Origin of the sequence: Staphylococcus sp. EG-SA-10 (genome assembly GCF_017151945.1) — a bacterium.
Lineage (GTDB): Bacteria > Bacillota > Bacilli > Staphylococcales > Staphylococcaceae > Staphylococcus > Staphylococcus aureus.
In genome coordinates this window covers 281968-305497 of sequence record NZ_JACVZJ010000001.1, presented here as the reverse complement: position 1 = coordinate 305497, position 23530 = coordinate 281968, and the positions used below count along the sequence as shown (strand labels likewise).

Below are 23530 nucleotides of genomic sequence, written 5' to 3'. Positions count from 1 at the left end.
AGGAGTGACGACAAATGCGTAAAAAATGGTCTACACTTGCGTTTGGATTTTTAGTAGCGGCATACGCACATATTAGAATTAAAGAAAAACGCAGTGTGAAAAGTTATATGTTAGAACAAGGTATACGATTATCTAGAGCTAAGCGTCGTTTTATGTATAAAGAAGAAGCGATGAAAGCATTAGAAAAAATGGCGCCACAGACAGCAGGTGAATATGAGGGCACCAATTATCAGTTTAAGATGCCAGTAACAGTGGATAAGCACTACGGTTCAACCGTTTATACCGTTAACGATAAACAAGATAAGCATCAACGCGTTGTATTATACGCACATGGAGGCGCATGGTTCCAAGACCCACTCAAAATTCATTTCGAATTTATTGATGAACTTGCAGAAACACTCAATGCTAAAGTCATCATGCCAGTATATCCGAAGATTCCGCATCAAGATTATCAAGCGACGTATGTGCTTTTTGAAAAGTTGTACCATGATTTATTGAATCAAGTAGCAGATTCTAAACAAATCGTTGTAATGGGTGACTCTGCGGGCGGTCAAATTGCTTTATCATTTGCTCAATTGTTAAAAGAAAAACATATTGTGCAACCAGGACATATTGTATTAATTTCACCAGTTTTAGATGCAACGATGCAGCATCCTGAAATTCCTGACTACTTAAAGAAAGACCCAATGGTAGGTGTGGATGGCAGTGTGTTCTTAGCTGAACAATGGGCAGGGGACACACCTTTAGATAACTACAAAGTATCACCAATTAATGGTGACTTAGATGGTTTAGGTCGTATTACATTAACTGTTGGCACAAAAGAAGTACTGTACCCAGATGCTTTGAACTTATCGCAATTGTTGAGTGCGAAAGGTATCGAACATGACTTTATACCTGGATATTATCAATTCCATATTTATCCAGTATTTCCGATACCAGAGCGCCGACGCTTTTTATACCAAGTAAAAAATATTATTAACTAAAATAAAAAACTCTGATATCACATACAAGGTAGCTACATTGCTAAAATAGTTACTTGCTAAAGTGATTATCAGAGTTTTCTTATTCATCTAATGCTTCAGGTTGTCTTTTAAGTGATAGTAATAAAATTAAAACCATAATAAGAATGATGCCTACGATTTGAAATGGTTTGAATGCCACATGTAACCATAGACTGCTTGCGATAACGGCTACGACAGGTTCAACAGTTCCGAATAATGTTGTTTCTTTCGCTGATATGTATTGTAAACTGTCGATAAAGAAATAAAATGCGAGTGCGGTACCACCGATAATACCAAAGATTAAAAATAATATAATTGATATGTCCCATTTAGTGATATCAATGTGCCAAATTGGATGGCGTAAATTCATCGCAACACCAGAAATAAGCATTGCCCACCCGACAATTAGAATCGAACCGAAGCGGTTAAGTAGGTCTGAAGGATAAATTGTGTAAAAAGCGAGTGCTACACCAGCTAAAATACCCCAGAATAAACTTGCAGGATTGACGACTAAATTAGAAAATGAACCATTCGTTAATAATAAAAATGTTCCTAATAGTGTCATGATAATAGCAAGCACATCAAATAATGTTAGTTTTGCAACGCCTCTTATGACAAACCAAATAATAATATAAACAGGCGCAATGTATTGTAGTAATGTTGCAATCGCAGCATTACCTGTATTAATAGATGCCATATAAGCATATTGTACAACTAACATGCCCAGTATACTGAAGATAAGTAATTTGCCTAACATACGTCGATCTTGGAATACGCTAAATATAGAACGTTTGGGTTGCATCATTTTGTACATAATAAGTAAGAAAACACCACTGACTACAAGACGAGCAGTGACGTACCAATCGACATTAATATTCTTATATTTGAACAAGAAATCAGAAACAGTACCACCTAATCCCCATAAACAAGCACCGACAATAGCAAGTATAATTCCTTTTAAACGCAAAGCTGAATGATTATTCGCCAAGTATCTCACCCCTTTAAAACTTAACACCAACAACATAAAATATGTCAGTGTATGATAATGATTTAATTCATTATATCGACTTTTAAGAAAGAGTGAAATGAGAAAATAAAAAAAATCATCTAAGATGTAGTGGTCTAGATGATAGATAAATGAATTGATATGGGAAATGAATGTTGAAACACAGAGGATAAACTATTTAAATGAGATTTCAGGAAGACTCAAATGTTTTTGCGTAAGAGATCCATGATGAGAATGCTGACTATCTAACACGAAATGTGATACATCATGTCCAGTCATACTCGTATATAAAATAATGACTAAATAAGAAGTGAACGTTATAAAGATAAGTGCTAAATAGATAGAAATTGCAACTTTAACGGAATGACTCAATTGCATCTTTACCGCCTCCACTAAGTTATACTAAATATTTTCATCTTCAGTATAACCAGCCATTGTTAAGTTGATGTAAATTTAGCTTTAAAAAAAGTAAAGATTCAACCTATAGACTATCATCATTCCTATCAGAAAACTAAAAATAATATCCTACTTTAATTATCTTATTGCAAATATATGTGTAATAAGTTATTTTTGAATATAGTGTGCGGTTTTATAAACACAGCACAAAAACAAAAATAAATAGCTCGAAAGATAAAATGTATAAATATTAAAAATTTTTAGAAATATTACTTACTTTCAGATGTAAAAAAGTTATCAAAAAACTGTCACACAACTGTTTGGAATATAGAGTAAAAAGTTAATTAGTAAATATTAATGACAATATAAGTAGTTTTTGAAACAATCCATTTTAAAAATCTTTCACAAATATGAAATATTTCACTTAAATATTTGATTTGATAACAGATAAAAGTTGAAAACGTTTTCTTAAGGGTGTACGATGTTTATGGTCTGAAAATAAAATAAACATAGAGAGAGGTTTTTGGGAAATGGATATTCTGTTAGGTGTAGGCACATTAGTCTTGGTTTTAGTTATCATGACGCTATTTTTAAAGTATGCACCGTACGGTAAACAAGGACTACAAGCATTATCCGGTGCAGCTTGTGCGACATTTCTACCACAAGCATTCTTAAGTTACGCTATTGGTGGCGTATTTGATATTAAATTTCTACAAGATATTGGGGATTTAGCAGGAAGTTTAAGCGGTATCGCAGTAGGTATTCTAACGTGCTTAAACTTAGGCGTTGCACCAGTATTTGCGGTCATTGTTGGTTTAGTATTACATGACTTTAAATTATTACCAGCATTCATCGCAGCTTATGGCGTAGCTTTTTTAATTAAATGGATTGAAAAGAAAGTTCCAGAAGGCTTGGACTTAATTGTGGTGATCTTATTTGCACCAGCAATTGCTTTCGGACTTGCATCAATCATTACACCTGGTGTGCTAGCAACATTAAAACAAATAGGTAGTGCTGTCACTGCGGTAGGTGATAACAATCCATATGCATTAGCGGTCATTTTAGGACTAGTGATTCCTGTTACAGGTATGACACCGCTAAGTTCAATGGTATTAACAAGTTTATTAGGACTGACAGGTGTTCCTATGGCTATTGGAGCACTAACATGTACAGGTAGCTCATTTGTTAACCTTATTTTATTCCGAAAATTAAACATTGGTGGACCGTCAAAAGCATTTGCAGTTTGTATTGAGCCATTGACGCAAATTGATTTAATAGCGCAATATCCAGTACAACTATATGGTACAAATGCACTGATTGGGGTCGTCAACGCATGTATCGTGACATTTAGCGGACTAGTAATAGGTGTCAAAGGTATGGCAACACCAATTGCAGGTGCCATCGTATTATTTGGCTTTAATAATGCAGTGACATCAATTGTAACAATCGCAACAGTGATTATTGTCAGCATTGTCTTAGCCTATATTATTGGAACACTAATTAATAAGTTTAATTTAATGAATATCAACTTTAAAATGCCGAGCAAAAAGAATCATATTAAGGAGAGTGTTTAATTATGGCAAAGAGCTATGATTATCAAAGTGCTTTCGATATTATCGGACCAGTTATGATGGGACCTTCAAGTTCTCATACGGCTGGTGCAGTAAAGATTGGGAATTCAGCACGCGCAATATTGGGAGATATTCCTAAAAATATTGAAATACATTATTATGAATCATTTGCTCAAACACACCAAGGACATGGTACAGATGTCGCTATTGTGGGTGGAGCAATGGGATATTCAACATTTGATAACCGAATTAAATCTTCATTAGAAATTGCAGCTGATGATGGTATTAAAATAGATATCATCGAAGAAGAAGGCGATAGTATTGGTCAACATCCAAACTGTGCTTATATTAAATCATCTCGTAATGATGGTCGCTACATTGAAATTATCGGTATTTCAATCGGTGGTGGTACAATTAAAATTAAAGGTATTCATATAAATGGACTAGAAGTAGATTTAAATCATGGATTACCAATTTTAGTTGTTGACGGAAATATGACTAAAGCACAAGTAAATCATTTCATTAATGATATCAACGATATGAAATTAGACTGTAAAGATGAATTTATTAAGATAGATGAAGATAAATGCTTGGTTGTAATACCATTAAATAAAGCAATCTCAGAATCGACATTAAATACAATTAAAGAGAAATACAGTGACGTAAACGTTTCCTATATAAATTAGAGGGGGAATAAACATGTTTGATTCAATTAGAGAGACTATAGATTATGCCGTAGATAATAATATGTCATTTGCGGATATCATGGTTAAAGAAGAAATGGAATTAAGCGGTAAATCACGTGATGAAGTGCGAGCGCAAATGAAACAAAATTTAGATGTCATGCGAGACGCAGTAATCAAAGGGACGACAGGTGATGGCGTTGAAAGTGTAACGGGCTACACTGGTCATGACGCTGCTAAACTACGTGATTATAATGAAACACATCATGCTTTGTCTGGATATGAAATGATTGATGCAGTCAAAGGTGCTATTGCAACAAATGAAGTCAATGCTGCGATGGGTATTATTTGTGCAACGCCAACAGCTGGTTCCTCGGGTACCATTCCCGGTGCACTTTTTAAATTAGAAAAAACACATGATTTAACAGAAGAGCAAATGATTGACTTCTTATTCACTTCAGCATTGTTTGGGCGTGTCGTAGCAAACAATGCAAGTGTAGCTGGTGCAACAGGTGGCTGCCAAGCTGAAGTTGGTTCAGCATCTGCAATGGCGGCAGCTGCAGCAGTAGCTATATTCGGAGGATCACCAGAAGCATCCGGGCACGCTATGGCATTAGCGATAAGTAATTTATTAGGTTTAGTTTGTGACCCAGTAGCCGGACTTGTTGAAATTCCTTGTGTTATGAGAAATGCAATTGGTTCGGGTAACGCTTTAATTTCAGCAGATTTAGCATTAGCAGGTATTGAAAGTAGAATCCCAGTTGATGAAGTTATTGAAGCAATGGATAAGGTTGGTCGTAACCTTCCTGCATCATTACGTGAAACTGGATTGGGTGGACTAGCAGGCACACCAACAGGCGAAGCAATTAAACGTAAAATCTTTGGCACAGCTGAAGATATGGTTAAAAATAATTAATAAGATAACAATAAAATATTGATAAAAAAGAAGCATCTGTCTGGATCATTCGTACCAGATAGATGCTTCTTATTTATCTTTCATAAAGTTGAAAAATTTATGGGAAATGCATGCTCATCAAAATAGTGATTGCAAAAGCGCCCCCGTATATCTAAAATAACTTAAAAGGAGTGATGATATGCTAAGACTATCAATCATCTTTATAGCATTCATCATTAACACAACGATTACATATGGATATACGACTGAGGGAACGTGGGTCAATCTATTATTTAAATCTTTATCGCTCAGCATGATTATCGTTTTCATGTTCTACTATATTCGTTTTGTTATTGAGAAAAAGCGTTAAATCAAAGCTATGGGGATAGTATTTGAAAAGAATAAATAAAAGGGACGATGTAAATTGTCCCTGAGAAGTTTTAAATTTTATATGTTGGCTTGTTATGTTAAGTGAATTGACATGGTTGTCTTGTTTATATTATGTGATTCAAAGATTACTAGTCTTGTAAATCTAATTCGTAAAATGCTAAATCTAACCATTGATTAAATTTAAAACCTACATTGGTCAGTGTGCCGGCATGCTTAAAAGCAAACTTTTGATGCAACTGAATACTCGCTTTGTTGGAAGCATCAATGCCTGCAACTAGCGCACGATAACCTTTAGCTTTTGCTTCAACAATTAAATGGTGTAGTAATTGACTAGCAATACCTTTTCCTCTAGCTGAAGCATCGACATAAATAGAATGTTCGATTGTATATAGGTATGCTGGCCAAGGTCTAAACGAACCGAACGTCGCAAACCCTAAGACACTTCCATTTTCCTCAAATACAAAGATAGGCTCATGCTTACGTTGTTTCGTTTCAAACCAAGCGACACGTTCGTCTATGGTTTGTGGTTCATAAGTATAAACAGCTGTAGTATTGATAATGGCATCATTGTATATCGCTAATATAGCGTTTAAATCCTCTTTTTTAGCGCATCTAATCATAACAATTCCCCCTTAGTAATTATTAAAAGCGTTTCGTTATTTGAATGCAAATATGTGTAATGAAATCTAACGTAAAAGTATACATGTAAATTTTATAGTATAAAATGAATTGCTATGAGTCATTTTGAAATTAATGGTATACTATATGAAATGTTAATAGGCATTGTGAAATGTATAAAAGGAGCCTTAACGTATGAAAAAATGGACAAATCGATTAATGACAATCGCTGGTGTGGTACTTATCCTAGTGGCAGCATATTTGTTTGCTAAATCACATATCGATAATTATCTTCACGATAAAGATAAAGATGAAAAGATTGAACAATATGATAAAAATGTAAAAGAACAGGCGAGTAAGGATAAAAAGCAGCAAGCTAAACCTCAAATTCCGAAAGATAAATCGAAAGTGGCAGGCTATATTGAAATTCCAGATGCTGATATTAAAGAACCAGTATATCCAGGACCAGCAACACCTGAACAATTAAATAGAGGTGTAAGCTTTGCAGAAGAAAATGAATCACTAGATGATCAAAATATTTCAATTGCAGGACACACTTTCATTGACCGTCCGAACTATCAATTTACAAATCTTAAAGCAGCCAAAAAAGGTAGTATGGTGTACTTTAAAGTTGGTAATGAAACACGTAAGTATAAAATGACAAGTATAAGAGATGTTAAGCCTACAGATGTAGAAGTTCTAGATGAACAAAAAGGTAAAGATAAACAATTAACATTAATTACTTGTGATGATTACAATGAAAAGACAGGCGTTTGGGAAACACGTAAAATCTTTGTAGCTACAGAAGTTAAATAATCCATTACGCTAATGGATGAATATATTGAGTGGAAAACAGTCTTGATTGCGAGACTGTTTTTTTGTTTGGTCTGAGGTAACAATGACGACGTGTCATTGGTGGAGATTGTAAAAATACATAATAAAAAGGAGCGACAATGGATGCCGCTCCTTTTTATGTACTACATACCGATTTTCAACCATCTCTTTCTACTTAGTAATAAGACAATAGTATTAACTATAAATAGAAGAACGAAGAATGATACTGTATTTATAATTTCAGTAGGACATATAAATGTTGACTCGTTATTCAATATTTTTTCTACGGCACGATACATCGTATTGCTCGCCTCAAATGGAGCAACGATACCAAATATATTTTTATTAATGGCAACTAAGATGACTGAACCAATCCAATATACAATACTGATACCTAAGCTGATTAAAATGTTAGGTGAAACCATACTAATTGTTCCAACAACTAAGATATATTGTAAGATAACGAGTGAAAATAAGATTATTAATAGTAAGTAATGTGAGAAATCCGAATATATTATTGAAATAATTGTGATACTTAGAATTATGAACACTAAACATTCAAAAAATAACACTGCTACCTTTTTATAGAAGAAGGTAAAGATATTATCGCCAATCAATTTATAAAACAGGATATTTTTATTCGAATACTCTTTATTAATAAAATATGCAATAACAAATGAAAATAGTAAGAACCCTAATTGCGTTGCAACAGTATATGAACTGAAGAAAAACTGGCTATAGCTTAAACTTTTAACTTTGTCTATACCTATTGGTAAAAAATACCCAAGTAAGAAAAGGAATATGAATAGCACACCAAGCGTGTAAATAATTTTATTGGAAATACTTTTTTTAAATTCTAATTTCAAAGTGGACACCTCAATTATAAATTAATGTAATCATTTATGACTTCTTCTTTTGATTGGTACTCTTCTATTTGAAGATCTTTAAAAATAAAGTATTTACCCGGCAAAGCACTTAAATCGGATAAATTATGTGTAATATTGATAATAGTTTTAGTTTGATGGCTTTGAATAAAATCATTTAAAAATTCATAAATTTCATTAACTGTTTTTTTGTCTAAAGCGTTTGTAACTTCATCTAATATGATTAAATCATGATCTTCCAATAAGAAACTTAATAATTTAAGCTTTTGTTTTTGACCATCACTCAAGTTTTTTAGTAGTACGTTAGACGGTATTGCTTCGATGTTTAGTATGTTATAAATCTTATCGAATGTTTGTCGATTGTTTTTAAATTTTGATTTTAACAATGATAATAAAAAATCTTTTGTTATATCATTAGGAATATTTGATGAACTTGATATTAAGGTTACATTTTGAGAAATGGACTTAGGGATATTTCCACTATTATTTAGTAAGAAATCTTTAGCTAATAAAGATTTTCCTACACCATTTTTACCAACAATGTGATTGATCTGACCAAGATAGAAATTTAAATCACAATTGTCAACTAGTTGTTTGTTTTTAACTTTTAAAGAATAGTTATTTAGTTTCATGTATACAACTCCTATGTATAAAGGGATTTATTACACCGATATTTAATTGTATTTTTAAAAATTCTTTCACATTATGTATAGATGTTATAAATTAGTATATCACACTATATTTTGTCCAAATGATAAATATATCGTTATAATTTTACAATATTCTGAAATTTACGTTCGCCTCTGAATGCTATATCCAGTGTAATGTGTTTTGCATATATGAAAGCAATTTCAAAATGTGAATATAGGTTCATTGTGGTATGACAAACTTCATTGCTTGTCGTGAGATGGATATAATGAAGACGACTAAAAGAGCAATGAGGAGGATAATCATGGTTAAGGCTATTGCGGTAGATATGGACGGGACGTTTTTAGATTCGAAAAAGACATACGATAAACCTAGATTTGAAGCGATTTTTACTGAACTTAGAAATAGAGATATTACATTTATTGCTGCGAGTGGCAATCAATATGCGAAGTTGAAGTCTATTTTCGGGGACAGAGATATGTATTTTATTTCTGAAAATGGTGCAGTTATTTATAAAGGCAATGAGTTATATAATTATAAAAGCTTTAATCGTCAGGTGTTTCAACAGGTTGTCGATTACTTAAATATGAACCAAGGTATTGATCAACTCGTCATCTGTGGTTTGAAAAGCGCGTATATTTTAAAACATACTTCTGAAGCGTTTAAAGAAGATACGAGATTTTATTATCATCAGTTAAAAGAAATTGACAGTCTACAACAATTACCTGAGGATGATTATGTCAAAATAGCATTCAATATTAATCGTGAGACGCATCCAAATGTAGACGAAGAAGTAGCGACGCAATTCAGCAATGATATTAAACTTGTCTCAAGTGGGCACGATAGCATTGATATTATTATGCCAAACATGACTAAAGGACAGGCTTTAAAACGATTGTTAGATAAATGGGGAATGTCTCCTTCAGAGCTCATGGCCTTCGGAGATGCGAATAATGATAAAGATATGCTAGCGTTCGCTAAGCATAGTTATGTGATGGAAAATAGTCATGATGAAGAATTGTTCAATATTGCCTCTGCTGTCGCTCCAAGTAATGATAAGCAGGGTGTTTTAACGATTATCGAACAAGAAGTGTTGAAAAAGTAGGTAGTATATCATCAATGAAGCAGCTATCATGATACTAAATACATGTTAAATGAAAACTTTGAATACGAATCAGCAAATATTAATATATCTCAAACAGGTTAGGCAATAATGCCATAGTAAAATAAGCGCACTAAAATCATTTGAATAGATGATAAAATAAAGCGGATTTTAATCAAACCGATTTTGATACAGATATACAAAATAAAAAGCAAAGGCACATGGCGCGCCTTTGCTTTTAAATATATATTAATTTAAACGTGTTTCACATGTACCAGTGTTAATGACAGATAATGCTGCGTTTAAACCACCTTCAACAAGGTTTTGTACTGCTTCATCAGAGAAGAAAGCAATATGTGGTGTTACTAAAATTCTTTCATGTTCGATTAACTCTAATAATGTTTTATCGTCAATGTCTTTATTAGTCCAGTCATTTGTGAAGTATGCTGCTTCATTTTCATAAGTATCAATCGCAGCACCTAACAAAGTACCATCGTTCACTGCAGCGATTAAATCAGGTGTATTGATGACTGCACCACGTGCTGCGTTAACTAAGATTGCACCTTTTTTCACATGATCAAACATTGCTTTATCGAATAAATGATAGCTTTCTTTGTTCGCTGGAACATGTAAAGAAATAATATCGGCATCTTTAATAGCTTCTTTAACACTATCTTTATAAGTTAAAAAGTCTAAATCTTTATTAGGATAAGCGTCATAAGCTGTAATTGTAGCACCAAATCCTGCATATATTTTAGCTGTAGCAGCACCGATACGACCCGTACCGATAATTGCAACAGTCATATTTTTAACTGGTTTAGACATGATTTCTGCTTGCCAAGTAAAATCATGTGCTTGTACACGGCGTTCAATATCTGGGAAGCGACGCACTAATTGTAGGGCGATAGAAACAGAATACTCTGCAATTGTTTCAGGTGAATAACTAGGAACGTTAGATATCACAATGTTGTGTTTTTTAGCTAAATCTAAATCATACATATCAAATCCAGCAGTACGTTGTGCAATTTGTTTAATACCGTAAGATTCTAATTTAGGATAAACGTCATTTTCTAACTTACCAAATTGCATTGTAGTTACGCCATCGTAATCTTTTAATTGATCGACTGTAGCACTTGATAATAGCTCTTTAGAAGTAGTTACTTCGACATTATTCTTTTTCCCCCAATTTAATGCCATCTCTTTCTCATAATCACGCGTACCAAAGAACATAATTTTTGTCATTATTAAAAACCTCGCTTTTAAAAGATTGAAAAGTAAATGAGTGAAATTAAAGATTATGTACATTAAAATCACGCCACAATTTAATTGTGAAAAATATCACAAATATATTATAACACTAAATTTTCCAAAATTCAAAAGTGTGTTTTATTGCAGAAAACTTATAACATGTGCACAAGTTATAGTGAATTGCAAACGGATTACTTTAGTCTTTTTAAAACATGAAGTATAATTTGTATAGCAATAAATATAAAAATTGGAGGCTATGTTCAATGAGCAATATGAATCAAACAATTATGGATGCATTTCATTTCAGACATGCGACTAAGCAATTCGATCCACAAAAGAAAGTTTCGAAAGAAGATTTTGAAACAATATTAGAGTCAGGTAGATTGTCTCCAAGTTCTCTTGGGTTAGAACCTTGGAAGTTCGTCGTGATTCAAGATCAAGCGTTACGTGATGAATTAAAAGCGCACAGTTGGGGTGCAGCGAAACAATTAGATACAGCGAGCCATTTTGTGCTAATTTTTGCGCGTAAAAATGTAACGTCAAGATCACCGTATGTACAACATATGTTAAGAGATATTAAAAAATATGAGGCACAAACGATTCCAGCTGTTGAACAAAAATTCGATGCATTCCAAGCAGATTTCCATATTTCTGATAATGATCAAGCCTTGTATGACTGGTCAAGTAAACAAACGTATATCGCATTAGGCAATATGATGACGACAGCCGCATTGTTAGGTATTGATTCATGTCCGATGGAAGGTTTTAGTCTGGATACAGTGACAGACATTTTAGCAAATAAAGGTATCTTAGATACTGAGCAATTTGGTTTATCAGTGATGGTTGCATTTGGCTACAGACAACAAGATCCACCGAAAAATAAAACACGCCAAGCATATGAAGATGTTATTGAATGGGTTGGACCAAAAGAATAAATAGAATACAGTATGTCTAAATATATAAAATTAAAAAGTTAGCAATAAAAAAGCCTGCGATTACATAAATGAATCGCAGGCTTTTGCGTGAAAAAAATTGTATTAATAAAGTATGGATGATTATTTTTCTGGAACAAGGTCAGTATTTGAATGAACTGTGATGTCAAACCCTTCTGGTGCCGTAAATGTATGTGTTGAGGCGTCGGGTTGATAAATATCAACATGTGTTAATCCATAACTTTGTGCATTGTTTTGTCTTGCTTGATTGGATTGCCAAGTATTAGCAGCAATATGATGGTGATAATGATTCGTTGACATAAATAGCGCATGTGGAAAATCAGACACATGTTGGAATCCTAATTGTTCAATGTAACATTGATATGCTGCGTCTAAATCATGTGTTTTTAAATGTAAGTGTCCAATCATGCCTTTTGCTGGCATTCCTTGCCAACCTTCATCAGTACGATGTGTTAATAAGGTTTGGCTATCAACTTCTAAAGTATCCATTTTAACTTTGCCATTTTGCCATTCCCATGAAGATGAAGGTCTATCGCGATAGACTTCAATACCATTACCTTCGGGGTCGTTGAAATATAAAGCTTCACTTACTAAATGATCACCAGCGCCGATGCCCATATTTTTTTGTGCCACGAAATATAAGAAGTTAGCTAGATCCTCAGTAGTTGGTAATAAAAATGCTATATGAAAAAGCCCTGCTTCACGTGGGGAAGTCTGACGGCCGTCTTCTAATAAATGTAACGTTAGAGTATGGCCACCAGTCCCAACAGATAATACGGTTGTGTTATCGTCAGAACTTTTAACGGATAGTCCTAAAATGTTTTTGTAAAATGTTGTCATTAAGTCTAAGTCTCTTACGTTCAGTTCAATGTTTGTCACTTGTGTTGCTGTTTTATCGTGAAATGCCATTATGCATCGCCTCGTTTTCTATTTTTCTATAAGTTAGTATAAAAAGTATACCAGAAAAGAAAATGAATTGACAGCAAAAAGTTTGAAATGCAAAATAACATGATGTTTCGCAATTTTATATTGATACGAACAAATAAAAAAACGATGGCACTGGCGCACCATCGCGAGATTTATTTAACCAAGATACACATCTTGATATGAATCTTCTTTTTCTAACATATGTTTGGCAAATGAACATGAGGCAATAATTTTTAAATGATTTTCGCGAGCATGTTCAACAACTGCTTTAACTAGTTTTTTGCCAACACCTTGACCACCGAGTTCATCAGATACGCCTGTATGATCAATGTTAATTTCATTATTATCCACAAAACGGTATGTGATTTCAGCTAAAGCATGATTTTCATCATCACCAATATAGAATTTGTTCTCGCCTTGTTTAATTTCAAGGTTACTCATACATATCAACTCCTATCATGATTGATTATAGTATTTCCCTATTCTATTTTAACTTAAACGAAGTCAAAGGTGCATGACAGTCATGTGACGACATTGCCACATCTATGTAGTCGTTTTTATTAAGCGCAATTTGAAATAAAGATGAAAACACGTATCTTGACATTAAATCCATTCAGCTATATAATTTATCTCGAAATCGAAATAAATTAAAAAGTTGGTGATGATATGGATCGAACGAAACAATCGCTCAATGTCTTTGTCGGAATGAATAGGGCGTTAGACACATTAGAGCAAATTACAAAAGAAGACGTAAAGCGATATGGCTTAAATATTACTGAATTTGCAGTGCTCGAGTTGCTTTATAATAAAGGTCCGCAACCAATTCAACGTATTAGAGACCGCGTATTAATTGCAAGTAGCAGCATTTCATATGTTGTAAGTCAATTAGAGGACAAAGGTTGGATTACACGTGAAAAGGATAAAGATGATAAACGTGTATATATGGCTTGTTTAACTGAAAAAGGTCAAAGTCAAATGGCAGATATTTTCCCTAAGCATGCTGAGACATTAACAAAAGCGTTTGATGTGTTAACAAAGGATGAATTAACAATCTTACAACAAGCGTTTAAGAAACTAAGTGCACAATCTACAGAAGTGTAAGGCGTGCACTAAAATTTTACATTAAAATATCTCGGTTTCGAGATAAATACACTAAAAATATAAAGAGGGTATATAAAATGACAAATAATCATGAATTACTAGGTATTCACCATGTCACAGCAATGACAGATGATGCAGAACGTAATTATAAATTTTTTACAGAAGTATTAGGAATGCGTTTAGTTAAAAAGACAGTCAATCAAGATGATATTTATACGTATCATACATTTTTTGCAGATGACGTTGGTTCGGCAGGTACAGACATGACGTTCTTTGATTTTCCAAATATTACAAAAGGGCAGGCAGGAACAAATTCCATTACAAGACCGTCTTTTAGAGTGCCTAACGATGACGCGTTAATGTATTATGAACAGCGCTTTGATGAATTTGGTGTTAAACACGAAGGTATTCAAGGATTATTTGGTAAAAAAGTGTTGCCATTTGAAGAAGTCGATGGCCAAGTGTATCAATTAATTTCAGATGAGTTAAATGAAGGGGTAGCACCTGGTGTACCTTGGAAGAATGGACCGGTTCCAGTAGATAAAGCGATTTATGGATTAGGACCCATTGAAATTAAAGTAAGTTATTTTGACGACTTTAAAAATATTTTAGAGACTGTTTACGGTATGACAACTATTGCGCATGAAGATAATGTCGCATTACTTGAAGTTGGCGAAGGAGGCAATGGTGGCCAGGTAATCTTAATAAAAGATGATAAAGGGGCAGCAGCACGTCAAGGTTATGGTGAGGTACATCATGTGTCATTTCGTGTGAAAGATCATGATGCAATAGAAGCGTGGGCAACGAAATATAAAGAGGTAGGTATTAACAACTCAGGCATCGTTAATCGTTTCTATTTTGAAGCATTATATGCACGTGTGGGGCATATTTTAATAGAAATTTCAACAGATGGACCAGGATTTATGGAAGATGAACCTTATGAAACATTAGGCGAAGGGTTATCCTTACCACCATTTTTAGAAAACAAAAGAGAATATATAGAATCGGAAGTTAGACCTTTTAATACGAAGCGTCAACATGATTAATTGGAATGAGAGGGATTTGTAATGGAACATATTTTTAGAGAAGGACAAAATGGTGCGCCAACGCTAATATTATTGCATGGTACAGGTGGTGATGAGTTCGATTTATTACCATTAGGCGAAGCATTGAATGAAAATTATCACTTGTTAAGTATTAGAGGACAAGTTTCAGAAAATGGGATGAACCGTTATTTCAAACGTCTTGGTGAAGGTGTTTATGATGAAGAAGATTTGGCATTTCGTGGACAAGAATTGCTAACGTTCATTAAAGAAGCTGCTGAACGTTATGATTTTGATATTGAAAAGGCTGTGCTTGTTGGATTTTCAAATGGATCAAATATAGCGATTAACTTAATGTTGCGTTCAGAAGCACCATTTAAAAAAGCATTGTTATATGCACCATTATATCCAATTGAAGTAACGTCAACAAAAAATTTATCAGATGTCAGTGTGTTGCTTTCTATGGGGAAACATGATCCAATTGTGCCATTAGCTGCAAGTGAACAAGTCATTAACTTGTTTAAGACACGTGGGGCACAAGTCGAAGAAGTTTGGGTGAATGATCATGAAATTACAGAAACTGGATTAACGGCTGGTCAACAATTACTTGGGAAATAACAGTTCTATTAAGAAGCGGACAGATGGAAAAGATTTTTACTTTTCATCTGCCCGCTTTTTTGATTTTGAAGTGTTGTACTAAATTTTACAATAGTATAGATATTTTAATCGATATGAGATTTGCTGGTAATACGCTTAATTAAACCTTTATAGAGTACAGGTATGAGTAAGATGAAACCGAACAATCCCATAATAGGGAATACTTTTCCAATTAATGAAATGAAACCGATAAATGTACTAATATAAGTGATGACAGCCATTGTAATAATAATGATGAAGTAACGTCTGCTAAATGGCACGCTGAAACGTGACGCAAATGCATACATTAATCCAACAACAGTATTGTAGATGACAAGTATCATAATGACAGACATAATAATACCAATTGACGGAGACATTTGTGTCGCTAATTTTAATGTAGGTAAATCGACGTGTTTAATTTTATCGAATTGAGAAATTAAACCTAGGTTAATCATCATGAGTAAAAATGTAATGATTAAACCGCCAATTAAGCCCCCGTATAACGTTGAGTCACGATACTTAACTTTACTACCCATCACTGATAAGAAGCTGAAGGCAGCCGCAATTTGCAAGCTTGCATAGTTAATCGCATCAAACCACCATCCAGGTGATAATGATTTCTGCTTATGAATCTGAGCATCATTATTAGCGGCAGTAAAATCAAGATGACTCGTTGTGAAATAGTAGACCGCAATCATAATGACAATCGCAATTAAAAATGGGGTAACACCGCCAAGCACAGCAATTAAACGATCGAATTTTAGAAACAGTGTTGCTAAAATAAGCACGACTAATATGAGTGCGCTCAGCCAATACGGTAAGTTGAAACTTTGATGAATGGTTGACGCGCCACCTGCAGTCATAATAATAGCTAAAGACAACATAAACATTGTCAAAATAATATCAAAACCTCTTGCAATAGAGGGATATAAGAAATAGTTAATTGAATCAGAATGATTTCTAGACTTTAGATGATGACCTGTATGCATGACAATCATTCCACCTAAAGTAATCAATAGTCCTGTCACAATAATGCCTGAAATGCTATACGCGCCATGACTTGTGAAAAACTGGAAAATTTCTTGACCAGTAGCAAAGCCGGCACCAACGACAACACCAACAAAGGCAAATGCCACAATAATGGACTCTTTTAAGATGCGCATGATTTAAAAATGTCCCTTCGTAATTTTAAGTAATATAGAAAATGTAACATACATGTGAATGAAAAATATAGTACTAATATAGTATTTTGTTAAATTGGAGTAGAAGCAAGGGCGTCGGTCATTTTATTAATTTATTAGTTAATTTTGCATTTTTTTGCTGTAATGTTGTTATAATACAGTTAACAAGGAACTAGCATAGATACACCAATCCCCTCACTACTCGTAATAGTGAGGGGATTTTTTCGGTGTAGCTAGGTCGCCTATTTAGCATCGCATTTGCATAGCCAATGCGTAAACACAGCACCTCTAAATAAGTGCACGATACGTGCATCAAATGTCGTCTTTAGTCTAAGTAACGATCATGCATTAACATTTTCAAAATATCTATTTGAGCCTGAAGCTCTTTACCTTTATTTGTATTGCGGATTTTTTTACGTTGTAATTCTTTATCAACAATCCGTTTAATTGACAGTTCGTCGATACCTTCGGAAAGAATTTTTTCTTTTGCGTTAAATTGTTGATGTGCAACGAGTTGCATTCCGAATGAATTATACAACAATGTATAGCCTGCAATGCCAGTTGTTGACTGATAAGCTTTTGAAAAGCCGCCATCAATGACAAGCATCTTTCCATCAGCCTTGATAGGATCTTCCCCATTAATTTCTTTCACTGGTGTGTGACCATTAATAATGCGTCCTTCATCTGGATTTAATCCGAAATCACTGAGCATTTTACGAACCATATTCACATCTTCACGAAGATGATAGTACGGATTCTTTTCTTCTTTATGAGAAGCTTTATCTTCAATAAAGTATCGTTCGAACGTAGTCATTGCACGTTTACCAAATAGTGAAGAATATTTCCCAGTCCATAAATACCAAACTAAATCAGTGGATAAGTCATCAGTATTTTCTTTTTCATCAAATGATTTACGGACATGATATTCAAACACATCTAATAACTCTTGGCCACTGTATGTCTGACCATCAATTTCGAATGATTCCATCTCACCATTTTCATCAACTGGAATACAACCATGAATGAGTAAATTGCCATTACAAGGTAAGTAAAGTGAGCCTTTACGCATCAAGAAAGACATATGACGACGTAATTTTTCAGATTGCTGGAATGACAATAATAGTTTGTTCATGACTTCTTCTTCTTCAGGTAGTAATTCTGCTGGGTTATCACGGTTAACAGTTTGGAAGCATGTATCTTTTAATGGATATGTTTTTCCATATACTGTTATTTCATTAGTATCATAATTAACTTTTTCTAGTACAAGTCGTTCGTCCATTTCAAAGTTTGGACGGCGCTTAATAACCGGTATTTCCAGTTTGAATTGAATCATCGCAATAGCTTGATGAATTTTAGTAATCTGACTTTCTTCGCGTTGTGTTAAACGTTCATGTTTGTCAGGTCTTTTTTTAGGTTTAAAAGCAGGATTATCTGCATCATAGTATTTTTCGGCTAATGTTAGCAAAGGTCTTAAATTAATACCGTAAGCATCTTCAACGATATCTAGATTGTCATAACGTGCACAAATACGTAGTAAATTAGCTAAACATACTTTAGACCCTGCATAAGCACCAACCCATAGCACATCATGATTACCCCATTGAATATCCAGAGAATGATAATTAATCAGCGTGTCCATGATTTTATCTGGTTGCGGGCCACGATCATAAATATCACCGACAACGTGTAAATGATCGACGACTAAGCGTTGTACAGAATACGCAAGCCCTATAATTAAATCATCCGCTTGCTTAAGCTCAATCACTTGATTTACAAGTGTTTCGTAGTAAGATTTTTTATTTTTGAATTCGTTGTTCTTATATAATAACTCTTCTACGATGAAAACGTATTGCTCCGGCAAGGCACGTCGAAGTTTTGAACGCGTATATTTTGAAGAACAATATTTAATTAGCTGAATGAGGTGTTCAATCGTCGTAATATACCAAACATTTAATTGTCCATAATTTTGAAAATCGCATTTAATAAGCTGCAATTTGTCTTCTGGATAGTAAACAAGAGCAGTCAAATCGTTAAGTTCTTTCGTTGATAACTTGTCTTTGAAAATATCATTAATTTTCGCTCGCACGTTCCCAGAACCGTTGCGTAATACGTGTTGGAAAGCTTCATATTCACCATGTAAATCGCTGACGAAATGCTCCGTACCTTTAGGCAATTCTAAAATAGATTCTAAATTAATAATTTCAGTCGCAAGCTTTTCTGGAGTATCGAAATGTTGAGATAATAAATCCAAATATTTCTTTTTTAATTCTCTTTCAGTAATTTGAGTCATTGTGTGTCACTCCTGTAGTATATTTCAATCATTGGTTTGTAAAATTAATACGCTTACAATGATTATCAAGAAAACGTTAACATTTTTCAATAAGTATGCTTGAATTGATAAAAATAGAGTAAACATATTGTGAATTTTAGTGTTGAGAATCTGTGGTTGTATCATTCATATTAGTAGCGTTGAAGTGTACCCGCATAAATATGAAGTGATAAAGTTGTTGAAGCGGCGTTGAAATATCATGATAGAGATATAAGCATCCCATCCTGGAGAAAAATTTATATATTAAAGCAGAGTTGAAATAGCTTGGCAGAGATACGATTATCATTTAAGTGAGCATATTTTGTACATTACAAGTGGGGGGGATTTTGGAATATATAAAAGATAGAATGAGTGGTATGCTGACATATCAAAAATCCCCGCACCATTATTTGGGTGAAGGGATTTGAAAATGATTTTGAATTACGATGGAATCTGTGTGTATTTATTCATCTAATACTTTAAGTTACTAAATATTTTTCTTCTTGAAAATAAATACTACAAGTATTAAGAAAATAGAAATATAAGCAATATTACCAATAAACAATTCATGAAGTTCTAATTTCGTCGACTTACTAAAGCCTTTTTCAACTGTTTGAAGCATAATATTCATCATATTAATAGGATTCCACTTTAGCCAGTCTATTTTTTCTAAAAGTGCCGTTTGAATAACTGCTAAAATAGAACTTGCAAAATAAAAAACAATACCTACAGCAATGGCTACTCCCGTTGAATTTGTTGCAGATGATAATAGCAACGTTAAGCTTAAAACTAACCAAACGCCAACAAATGTGCCTAAACTAACTAATAATAATTGATTCAATAAAGATAATTGATTACCGCTACTTTCAAATATATTTAAATCATTAAAGAATAAAGACCCAATAACAATTGAAGCAATAATTGTAATAACAAAATAAATTAAAGAAATAATAAATAATGTGATGATTTTGCTAACAATCATAGTTGTTCTTGAATATTCACGATAGAGTAAATTTTTAATCGTACCGTAATGAAATTCCATTGAAATGATTGTGCTTGCTTGAATAATTAATAAAAATGCAAACCATGAAAAACCATTATAAGCAGATGTGAAAGATTCCTGTGGCGTAAAAATTTTATTGTATTTTGTAGCAATATAACCTTGAGCAACCATTAGTAGAATAAAGACAATAGGTGCGATAAAAGTTGATTTCTTTTTAAATAATTTGAAACATTCTTGTTTAATTAAAGTTCCCATTTTATGCTTGATCCTCCTTTTCTATGATGTCTAGTAATACATTTTCTAAATCATTATCTTTAAATTGTTTAAGTTCTTCTTCCGATGTTTCTGTAACAATTTTACCTTTGTTAATAATAAGGATAGAGTTTGTGATTTTAACTAATTCACTTAAAATATGACTCGAAATTAAGAAAGTGACACCTTCTTGCGCTTTTTGGACAATCAATTCACGTACATCTCGCACAGCTTTTGGATCTAAGCCATTCATTGGTTCATCTAAGATAATAAATTGAGGTTCATTTAAAAATGCTATAGCAATTCCTAATTTTTGTTTCATACCAAGAGAATACGTTTTAGCTTTTTTATGAATGTATTCATCCATATGAAGTTGTGAGACAATTTTATCGATATCTTGAGTGTTTTTTGATTCGTTCAATAACTTCAAGTTTTCATATCCAGACATAAAAGGATATATTCCTGGATTTTCAATCAATGCACCGATATTGCTTTTGCTGTCCTTGCTGTTAATAACATTAAAATTCCCGCTTTGGAAACTAGAGTAACCTAATATAACTTTCATTAAAGTTGTTTTACCTGCACCATTCGCTCCAACAAGACCAACTATTTGTCCGCGTTTCAGCTTAAATGATACATCTTCGAGAATCGTTTTGTTGCCTATCTTCTTTGTTAAATGTTCTATTGTTAAAACATCCATATCACTATCTCCTTTGCTATTAAATAATCTGAATCTTAAGATTTTATATATAAAATTAATTTTATCATATAGCAAGTGTTATAAAAATATGGATTTAAAAAACTTAAATAATATAAAATATAAATATGAATACGAGTATTTTTGCGGCATGCAAATGGCATTGCTACATTTATTAAAATGCGCAATTTGTTATGAGTGACTTTTTTGAATAGAAGGCATATTAAAGTGACGAAAATAGTTTGTGTGTAAGACAGGGTAAATTCTGCTTATTTAAAATGATAGTTTGTATTATAGATGGATTTGTGAGATGGGTTTACGGAATAAATGGTGCATAACTAAGTAAATATATGTTAATTACAACAATATTTGACAAAAGTGGGAGTGACGACAATAATACAGTTAACCGGTTAACTAATGAAGAGGAGGAATAATAGTGGATATGAAGAGAGAAGTTATTTTAAAGTTACAACAATTTATTATAGAAAGAGAAAATGCCGATAAAAGAAGACAGTATAAAAAGGAAAATGAGGAACTGGATTTATCTCTAACACAATTTCATATCATAGAGTTGATTGATAATAATGATAAAGTGAATAATAAATTTTTGTCTGAAATGTTAAATGTATCAAAACCAGCAATTACTAAATCGATAAAAAAACTTTTAGCGAAAGACTTAGTAGTTGAATCGCACAATGAATTTAACAAAAGAGAAGTTAATTATTCATTAACACAAAAAGGGAAAAAATTATCTTATATACATGATGAATTACATGAAAAAGCGGTAAAAAAATATGAAGAAGTACTTAAAGTCTTTGATAATGATGAAATGGCAGTTATTGTAGAGTTTTTAAACCGTAGTATAGAAGAATTAAAAAAAGAAGAAGATGGTTTAAATGACTAATAGTAATATCAGATTATATATTCTAGGATTTTTAGCATTTTTCGCATCATTGATTCAAAACATATACACACCTATTATTCCGAGACTATATGACGATTTTCAAGTACCACTATTTTGGATAAATGCGACAGTTGGCGGTTTTATATTTATCGTTGCAGTTATGCAAATTGTACTTGGTAGAAGTATAGATTCTCGTGATTCTAAAAAAGTACTTTTAACGGGATTAGGAATAGTAATCATATCTAGCTTTATTTGTGCAGTGACACATAACTTTATATTATTTGCTATATCAAGGTTATTTCAAGCAATTGGTTGCGGAATTATTCCTCTCGTGACTTTAACTTTATTAGCCAAACTAAGTACAGATAATGGTAGAGCTCAAGCTATGGCGAACTATCAAATATTTTTATCATGTGCGCCAGCTTTGGCACCAATCCTAGGGAGTACTTTAGGTGCAAGATGGGATTATATTGGTATTTTTAGTTTTTTGCTTGTTATATCTATCGTATTATTTCTGATTATCTTTTTTATTGATATTCCAAATGTTGAAAAAGGGATTGTAAAATTAACTGAAAAAATTGAAGAAAAATATTTGACCGATAAAGTGTTTATTACTTTAGTTACATTGGGATTTTTAATATTTTTGACGTACTTTTCAATATTAGTTTATTTACCGACATTATTAAATAATACCTATGATATAGGCGTTGGAATATCAGGAGTTTTGTTTTTACCTATTACTGTTAGTGTTATATTAGGAAGTTTATTTTATAAGCGATTGTCAAAAAAATATAATGAAATAATGATACTTCGTGTTACTATAACTGGATTTGCTATATTTACGTTATTGTTTGGTTGGTTAAACGAATCAAATGTAATTATATTATCAGTAATTATATTTATATTAGGTACTTGTGTTGGTATTGTGCCAGCTTTGCTTTCTACTATAATTTCTAAAAGATTTGAACGTATAAAAGGAAAAGTGTTAGGTGTATTTAACTTTGTGAGATATATTGGAATGACTGTCGGTGCATTATTAATTGGTATCATTTCTCAGCCGTTGGTAGCCTTTTACTTCACAACTATAACTATCATGTTAATAATAATATTTCTTTATATAAAGATAGGTGACTTTCAACTAAAGTATGCCAAATAAACTTAAAAAAGCAGTGAATCATTTCAATAGATGGAATGATTCACTGCTTTTTGTTTATAGAAATTTAAAATTCATGCCTTTATGCTAACA

27 protein-coding genes are annotated in these 23530 nt (G+C 32.9%); 15 read left to right on the top strand and 12 right to left on the bottom strand.

The window, feature by feature from the left end; translation table 11 throughout:
- Positions 1–14 precede the first annotated feature (14 nt).
- Positions 15–983 carry an alpha/beta hydrolase fold domain-containing protein gene (locus IDG45_RS01585; RefSeq protein ID WP_001228169.1) on the top strand — a complete coding sequence of 323 codons (969 nt, stop codon included), beginning with the start codon at positions 15–17 and terminating at the stop codon, positions 981–983.
- Between the two features lie 79 nt (positions 984–1062).
- Here IDG45_RS01585 and IDG45_RS01580 read toward each other — a convergent pair whose 3' ends face one another.
- Both IDG45_RS01580 and IDG45_RS01575 read right to left on the bottom strand, forming a co-directional pair.
- Positions 1063–1998 (bottom strand): EamA family transporter, encoded by a 936-nt coding sequence (locus IDG45_RS01580; RefSeq protein WP_072357689.1) that lies wholly within the window; start codon positions 1996–1998, stop codon positions 1063–1065.
- Between the two features lie 183 nt (positions 1999–2181).
- Positions 2182–2385, bottom strand: coding sequence for a hypothetical protein (locus IDG45_RS01575; RefSeq protein WP_001177186.1), 204 nt, complete (start codon positions 2383–2385; stop codon positions 2182–2184).
- 548 nt (positions 2386–2933) lie between these two features.
- On the opposite strand from IDG45_RS01575, the gene IDG45_RS01570 reads away from it, so the two are divergent.
- From IDG45_RS01570 to IDG45_RS01550, 5 genes are read left to right on the top strand one after another with little or no spacing between them, the layout of a single operon-like run.
- Positions 2934–3977: a PTS sugar transporter subunit IIC gene (locus tag IDG45_RS01570; protein ID WP_000353634.1), complete on the top strand. Its 1044-nt coding sequence runs from the start codon at positions 2934–2936 to the stop codon at positions 3975–3977.
- A gap of 2 nt (positions 3978–3979) precedes the next feature.
- Positions 3980–4660: an L-serine ammonia-lyase, iron-sulfur-dependent subunit beta gene (gene sdaAB / locus IDG45_RS01565; protein WP_001140234.1), complete on the top strand. Its 681-nt coding sequence runs from the start codon at positions 3980–3982 to the stop codon at positions 4658–4660.
- Positions 4661–4673: 13 nt separating this feature from the next.
- The gene (gene sdaAA, locus IDG45_RS01560; protein WP_031927576.1) at positions 4674–5573 is read left to right on the top strand and encodes an L-serine ammonia-lyase, iron-sulfur-dependent, subunit alpha; all 900 of its coding nucleotides are present in this window, start codon (positions 4674–4676) and stop codon (positions 5571–5573) included.
- An 18-nt stretch (positions 5574–5591) separates the two neighbouring features.
- Complete coding sequence (locus IDG45_RS01555) at positions 5592–5699, top strand: hypothetical protein (protein WP_031927575.1); 108 nt, start codon at positions 5592–5594, stop codon at positions 5697–5699.
- Positions 5700–5751: 52 nt separating this feature from the next.
- On the top strand, positions 5752–5922 hold the full coding sequence (locus IDG45_RS01550; protein WP_001549802.1) for a hypothetical protein: 171 nt from the start codon (positions 5752–5754) through the stop codon (positions 5920–5922).
- A 148-nt stretch (positions 5923–6070) separates the two neighbouring features.
- Here IDG45_RS01550 and IDG45_RS01545 read toward each other — a convergent pair whose 3' ends face one another.
- Positions 6071–6562 carry a GNAT family N-acetyltransferase gene (locus IDG45_RS01545; protein WP_000617348.1) on the bottom strand — a complete coding sequence of 164 codons (492 nt, stop codon included), beginning with the start codon at positions 6560–6562 and terminating at the stop codon, positions 6071–6073.
- A gap of 193 nt (positions 6563–6755) precedes the next feature.
- On the opposite strand from IDG45_RS01545, the gene srtA reads away from it, so the two are divergent.
- Positions 6756–7376: a class A sortase SrtA gene (gene srtA / locus IDG45_RS01540; RefSeq protein WP_000759369.1), complete on the top strand. Its 621-nt coding sequence runs from the start codon at positions 6756–6758 to the stop codon at positions 7374–7376.
- Positions 7377–7537: 161 nt separating this feature from the next.
- Here the strand turns inward: srtA and yydJ are convergent, their stop codons facing one another.
- Positions 7538–8260 carry a YydJ family epipeptide exporter permease subunit gene (yydJ, locus tag IDG45_RS01535; protein WP_001670189.1) on the bottom strand — a complete coding sequence of 241 codons (723 nt, stop codon included), beginning with the start codon at positions 8258–8260 and terminating at the stop codon, positions 7538–7540.
- A gap of 14 nt (positions 8261–8274) precedes the next feature.
- A complete protein-coding gene (yydI, locus tag IDG45_RS01530) occupies positions 8275–8910 on the bottom strand; it encodes a YydI family epipeptide exporter ATP-binding subunit (protein WP_000773922.1) in 636 nt (211 codons plus the stop codon).
- 320 nt (positions 8911–9230) lie between these two features.
- Between yydI and IDG45_RS01525 the strand changes: the two genes are divergently transcribed.
- Entirely contained in the window at positions 9231–10031 is an 801-nt protein-coding gene (locus IDG45_RS01525; protein ID WP_000237525.1) for a Cof-type HAD-IIB family hydrolase, read from the top strand.
- Positions 10032–10277: 246 nt separating this feature from the next.
- Here IDG45_RS01525 and IDG45_RS01520 read toward each other — a convergent pair whose 3' ends face one another.
- Positions 10278–11270: a D-lactate dehydrogenase gene (locus tag IDG45_RS01520; protein ID WP_000161536.1), complete on the bottom strand. Its 993-nt coding sequence runs from the start codon at positions 11268–11270 to the stop codon at positions 10278–10280.
- Positions 11271–11539: 269 nt separating this feature from the next.
- Between IDG45_RS01520 and IDG45_RS01515 the strand changes: the two genes are divergently transcribed.
- Positions 11540–12211, top strand: coding sequence for an NAD(P)H-dependent oxidoreductase (locus tag IDG45_RS01515; RefSeq protein ID WP_000069098.1), 672 nt, complete (start codon positions 11540–11542; stop codon positions 12209–12211).
- A 120-nt stretch (positions 12212–12331) separates the two neighbouring features.
- Here the strand turns inward: IDG45_RS01515 and IDG45_RS01510 are convergent, their stop codons facing one another.
- Both IDG45_RS01510 and IDG45_RS01505 read right to left on the bottom strand, forming a co-directional pair.
- The gene (locus tag IDG45_RS01510; RefSeq protein WP_000863966.1) at positions 12332–13138 is read right to left on the bottom strand and encodes a VOC family protein; all 807 of its coding nucleotides are present in this window, start codon (positions 13136–13138) and stop codon (positions 12332–12334) included.
- Positions 13139–13312: 174 nt separating this feature from the next.
- The gene (locus tag IDG45_RS01505; protein ID WP_000067112.1) at positions 13313–13597 is read right to left on the bottom strand and encodes a GNAT family N-acetyltransferase; all 285 of its coding nucleotides are present in this window, start codon (positions 13595–13597) and stop codon (positions 13313–13315) included.
- 225 nt (positions 13598–13822) lie between these two features.
- On the opposite strand from IDG45_RS01505, the gene mhqR reads away from it, so the two are divergent.
- The 3 genes from mhqR to mhqD all read left to right on the top strand — a co-directional run bounded on the left by mhqR (position 13823) and on the right by mhqD (position 15918).
- On the top strand, positions 13823–14257 hold the full coding sequence (gene mhqR, locus IDG45_RS01500) for a MarR family transcriptional regulator MhqR (RefSeq protein WP_000376235.1): 435 nt from the start codon (positions 13823–13825) through the stop codon (positions 14255–14257).
- A 77-nt stretch (positions 14258–14334) separates the two neighbouring features.
- Complete coding sequence (gene mhqE / locus IDG45_RS01495) at positions 14335–15303, top strand: ring-cleaving dioxygenase MhqE (RefSeq protein ID WP_000183739.1); 969 nt, start codon at positions 14335–14337, stop codon at positions 15301–15303.
- A gap of 21 nt (positions 15304–15324) precedes the next feature.
- Positions 15325–15918 carry a methylhydroquinone degradation carboxylesterase MhqD gene (gene mhqD / locus IDG45_RS01490; protein WP_000400030.1) on the top strand — a complete coding sequence of 198 codons (594 nt, stop codon included), beginning with the start codon at positions 15325–15327 and terminating at the stop codon, positions 15916–15918.
- Between the two features lie 104 nt (positions 15919–16022).
- On the opposite strand, the gene IDG45_RS01485 is transcribed toward mhqD, so the two are convergent.
- The 4 genes from IDG45_RS01485 to IDG45_RS01470 all read right to left on the bottom strand — a co-directional run bounded on the left by IDG45_RS01485 (position 16023) and on the right by IDG45_RS01470 (position 21383).
- Positions 16023–17102 carry a YkvI family membrane protein gene (locus IDG45_RS01485; protein WP_001807260.1) on the bottom strand — a complete coding sequence of 360 codons (1080 nt, stop codon included), beginning with the start codon at positions 17100–17102 and terminating at the stop codon, positions 16023–16025.
- A 343-nt stretch (positions 17103–17445) separates the two neighbouring features.
- On the bottom strand, positions 17446–19410 hold the full coding sequence (locus IDG45_RS01480) for a fructose-bisphosphatase class III (protein ID WP_031927573.1): 1965 nt from the start codon (positions 19408–19410) through the stop codon (positions 17446–17448).
- Positions 19411–19915: 505 nt separating this feature from the next.
- Entirely contained in the window at positions 19916–20686 is a 771-nt protein-coding gene (locus IDG45_RS01475; RefSeq protein ID WP_000536966.1) for a DUF2705 family protein, read from the bottom strand.
- 1 nt (position 20687) lies between these two features.
- Positions 20688–21383: an ABC transporter ATP-binding protein gene (locus tag IDG45_RS01470; RefSeq protein ID WP_000382902.1), complete on the bottom strand. Its 696-nt coding sequence runs from the start codon at positions 21381–21383 to the stop codon at positions 20688–20690.
- A 439-nt stretch (positions 21384–21822) separates the two neighbouring features.
- Between IDG45_RS01470 and IDG45_RS01465 the strand changes: the two genes are divergently transcribed.
- From IDG45_RS01465 to IDG45_RS01455, 3 genes are read left to right on the top strand one after another with little or no spacing between them, the layout of a single operon-like run.
- Positions 21823–22284 carry a MarR family winged helix-turn-helix transcriptional regulator gene (locus IDG45_RS01465; RefSeq protein ID WP_014532703.1) on the top strand — a complete coding sequence of 154 codons (462 nt, stop codon included), beginning with the start codon at positions 21823–21825 and terminating at the stop codon, positions 22282–22284.
- Complete coding sequence (locus IDG45_RS01460; protein WP_000185196.1) at positions 22277–23440, top strand: MFS transporter; 1164 nt, start codon at positions 22277–22279, stop codon at positions 23438–23440. The genes IDG45_RS01465 and IDG45_RS01460 overlap by 8 nt, the downstream gene beginning before the upstream one ends.
- A complete protein-coding gene (locus IDG45_RS01455; protein WP_001791763.1) occupies positions 23430–23528 on the top strand; it encodes a hypothetical protein in 99 nt (32 codons plus the stop codon). The genes IDG45_RS01460 and IDG45_RS01455 overlap by 11 nt, the downstream gene beginning before the upstream one ends.
- Positions 23529–23530: the final 2 nt, after the last annotated feature.

Excerpts from the sequence above, each read along its gene's own strand:
- IDG45_RS01545 (WP_000617348.1), bottom strand. The coding sequence starts at position 6,562 with ATGATTAGATGCGCTAAAAAAGAGGATTTAAACGCTATATTAGCGATA.
- IDG45_RS01585 (WP_001228169.1), top strand. The coding sequence starts at position 15 with ATGCGTAAAAAATGGTCTACACTTGCGTTTGGATTTTTAGTAGCGGCA.
- IDG45_RS01485 (WP_001807260.1), bottom strand. The coding sequence starts at position 17,102 with ATGCGCATCTTAAAAGAGTCCATTATTGTGGCATTTGCCTTTGTTGGT.
- IDG45_RS01520 (WP_000161536.1), bottom strand. The coding sequence starts at position 11,270 with ATGACAAAAATTATGTTCTTTGGTACGCGTGATTATGAGAAAGAGATG.
- IDG45_RS01465 (WP_014532703.1), top strand. The coding sequence starts at position 21,823 with ATGAAGAGAGAAGTTATTTTAAAGTTACAACAATTTATTATAGAAAGA.
- IDG45_RS01480 (WP_031927573.1), bottom strand. The coding sequence starts at position 19,410 with ATGACTCAAATTACTGAAAGAGAATTAAAAAAGAAATATTTGGATTTA.
- srtA (WP_000759369.1), top strand. The coding sequence starts at position 6,756 with ATGAAAAAATGGACAAATCGATTAATGACAATCGCTGGTGTGGTACTT.
- sdaAA (WP_031927576.1), top strand. The coding sequence starts at position 4,674 with ATGTTTGATTCAATTAGAGAGACTATAGATTATGCCGTAGATAATAAT.
- mhqR (WP_000376235.1), top strand. The coding sequence starts at position 13,823 with ATGGATCGAACGAAACAATCGCTCAATGTCTTTGTCGGAATGAATAGG.
- mhqD (WP_000400030.1), top strand. The coding sequence starts at position 15,325 with ATGGAACATATTTTTAGAGAAGGACAAAATGGTGCGCCAACGCTAATA.
- IDG45_RS01455 (WP_001791763.1), top strand. The coding sequence starts at position 23,430 with ATGCCAAATAAACTTAAAAAAGCAGTGAATCATTTCAATAGATGGAAT.
- sdaAB (WP_001140234.1), top strand. The coding sequence starts at position 3,980 with ATGGCAAAGAGCTATGATTATCAAAGTGCTTTCGATATTATCGGACCA.
- IDG45_RS01515 (WP_000069098.1), top strand. The coding sequence starts at position 11,540 with ATGAGCAATATGAATCAAACAATTATGGATGCATTTCATTTCAGACAT.
- IDG45_RS01505 (WP_000067112.1), bottom strand. The coding sequence starts at position 13,597 with ATGAGTAACCTTGAAATTAAACAAGGCGAGAACAAATTCTATATTGGT.
- IDG45_RS01550 (WP_001549802.1), top strand. The coding sequence starts at position 5,752 with ATGCTAAGACTATCAATCATCTTTATAGCATTCATCATTAACACAACG.
- yydI (WP_000773922.1), bottom strand. The coding sequence starts at position 8,910 with ATGAAACTAAATAACTATTCTTTAAAAGTTAAAAACAAACAACTAGTT.
- IDG45_RS01510 (WP_000863966.1), bottom strand. The coding sequence starts at position 13,138 with ATGGCATTTCACGATAAAACAGCAACACAAGTGACAAACATTGAACTG.
- IDG45_RS01460 (WP_000185196.1), top strand. The coding sequence starts at position 22,277 with ATGACTAATAGTAATATCAGATTATATATTCTAGGATTTTTAGCATTT.
- IDG45_RS01470 (WP_000382902.1), bottom strand. The coding sequence starts at position 21,383 with ATGGATGTTTTAACAATAGAACATTTAACAAAGAAGATAGGCAACAAA.
- IDG45_RS01475 (WP_000536966.1), bottom strand. The coding sequence starts at position 20,686 with ATGGGAACTTTAATTAAACAAGAATGTTTCAAATTATTTAAAAAGAAA.
- IDG45_RS01525 (WP_000237525.1), top strand. The coding sequence starts at position 9,231 with ATGGTTAAGGCTATTGCGGTAGATATGGACGGGACGTTTTTAGATTCG.
- IDG45_RS01575 (WP_001177186.1), bottom strand. The coding sequence starts at position 2,385 with ATGCAATTGAGTCATTCCGTTAAAGTTGCAATTTCTATCTATTTAGCA.
- IDG45_RS01570 (WP_000353634.1), top strand. The coding sequence starts at position 2,934 with ATGGATATTCTGTTAGGTGTAGGCACATTAGTCTTGGTTTTAGTTATC.
- mhqE (WP_000183739.1), top strand. The coding sequence starts at position 14,335 with ATGACAAATAATCATGAATTACTAGGTATTCACCATGTCACAGCAATG.